This window comes from Streptomyces torulosus (assembly GCF_001419765.1).
Taxonomy (GTDB): domain Bacteria; phylum Actinomycetota; class Actinomycetes; order Streptomycetales; family Streptomycetaceae; genus Streptomyces; species Streptomyces torulosus.
In genome coordinates this window covers 1-1,369 of the sequence record NZ_LIRK01000984.1, presented here as the reverse complement: position 1 = coordinate 1,369, position 1,369 = coordinate 1, and the positions used below count along the sequence as shown (strand labels likewise).

Below are 1,369 nucleotides of genomic sequence, written 5' to 3'. Positions count from 1 at the left end.
GGCCCGCCGCGTCCACCCGGTGGCGCCGCTGCCCGCCCCCGCCGAGAAGGCCTTCGCCTCCTTCGACAAGGGCTCCGGCTCCCAGAACGTGGCCACCACCATGGCCTTCGTCCGCCTGATCAAGGACCTGGTCCGCGACAAGGAGACGGGCAAGCGCTGGGTGCCGATCGTCCCCGACGAGGCCCGCACCTTCGGCATGGAGTCGCTGTTCCCGTCCCTCGGGATCTACTCCCCCAAGGGCCAGACGTACGAGCCCGTCGACCGCGACCAGCTGATGTACTACAAGGAGGCCGAGAACGGCCAGATCCTCAACGAGGGGATCACCGAGGCCGGTTCGATGGCCGACTTCATCGCCGCGTCGACCGCGTACTCCACGCACGGCGAAGCGATGATCCCGTTCTACATCTTCTACTCGATGTTCGGCTGGCAGCGCACGGCCGACCAGATGTGGCAGCTCGGCGACCAGCTCGGCCGCGGCTTCCTCGTCGGCGCCACGGCCGGCCGTACGACGCTGACGGGCGAGGGCCTGCAGCACGCCGACGGTCACTCTCCGGTCATCGCGGCGACCAACCCGGCCGCCCTCACGTACGACCCGGCCTTCGCGTNNATCGTGAAGGACGGTCTGCGCCGGATGTACGGCGAGGCCGCGCCCGGTGAGGACCCGAACGTCTTCTACTACCTGACCGTCTACAACGAGCCGCTCCCGCAGCCCGCGAAGCCGGCCGGTCTCGGTATCGACGAGGGCATCGTCAAGGGCCTGTACCGCTTCAACACGGCCGAGTCCGCGGGCGTGACCGTCCCGGCGAACGCCCCGCGCATCCAGCTGCTGGGTTCCGGTACGGCCATCCACTGGGCGCTTCAGGCGCAGAAGCTCCTCGCCGAGGAGTGGGGGATCGCGGCCGACGTGTGGTCCGCGACGTCCTGGAGCGAGCTGCGCAGGGACGCCCTGGAGGCCGACGCGGCGCTGCTGCGCGGCGAGGAGCGCGTCCCGTACGTCCGTCAGGCGCTCCAGGGGGCCGAGGGTCCGGTGCTGGCCGTGTCCGACTACATGCGCCAGGTTCCCGACCAGATCGCCCAGTGGGTCGAGCAGGACTACTCCTCCCTCGGCGCCGACGGCTTCGGTCTCTCCGACACCCGCGAGGCGGCCCGCCGGCACTTCGGTGTCGACGCGCAGTCCATCGTCGTGGCGGCGCTCGCGCAGCTGGCGAAGCGGGGGGAGACCCGGGCGGCGGCGGTGAAGGAGGCCCGCGAGAAGTACGGGCTGTGAGGCTGTCGGGCGCCTTCTGAGTCGGGAAGCGCCTGTCGGTCGTCGGGTGCGGGTGGTTCGTGGCTTCTCGCGCGGCTCCCCGCGCGAACAACCCCCACCCAC

The 1,369-nt window shown here is 70.8% G+C and carries 1 protein-coding gene and 1 pseudogene; both read left to right on the top strand.

Annotated features, from left to right (window positions below; all coding sequences use genetic code 11):
• Positions 1 to 605: pseudogene (locus AOK23_RS51270) on the top strand (pyruvate dehydrogenase (acetyl-transferring), homodimeric type); the annotation flags it as partial.
• A gap of 2 nt (positions 606 to 607) precedes the next feature.
• On the top strand, positions 608 to 1,267 hold a 660-nt coding region (locus AOK23_RS51265), incomplete at its 5' end, for a transketolase-like TK C-terminal-containing protein (protein WP_420823808.1).
• Positions 1,268 to 1,369: the final 102 nt, after the last annotated feature.